The 269-nt window shown below is 43.1% G+C and carries 1 protein-coding gene; it reads right to left on the bottom strand.

The window, feature by feature from the left end:
* Positions 1 to 269: cell envelope integrity protein TolA (gene tolA, locus AAEY72_RS15045; protein ID WP_352311366.1), on the bottom strand; the 269-nt coding region annotated here is incomplete at both ends.

Genomic DNA, 269 nt, shown 5'->3' with positions numbered 1-269 from the left:
ATACTGGTAACCGTCCCGCTTTATTTATCGACGCTTTGGCTGCTCGACACACTACCTGATCACCATCTAACGTTTGGCTTGTTGTGACAAAACCATCTGACGCTAGACGAATAAAGACCCTGCAGCTTTTCCCACGCATTGACTCATCAACAACTAAATTTCGTTGAATAGTGGCAATAATCATGGCTTTATACTTATCAACTTCTGACAACACTTGCTTGTTACGTGTTTTAGAAAGTGAGTCTTGTTCAGCAGCCATTGCCTCTGCC

Source organism: Psychrobacter sp. W2-37-MNA-CIBAN-0211, from assembly GCF_040309405.1.
In the GTDB taxonomy this organism is placed as follows: domain Bacteria; phylum Pseudomonadota; class Gammaproteobacteria; order Pseudomonadales; family Moraxellaceae; genus Psychrobacter; species Psychrobacter glaciei.
The sequence above is the reverse complement of the archived record's forward strand: the minus strand, read 5'-3'. Positions and strand labels throughout refer to the sequence as shown.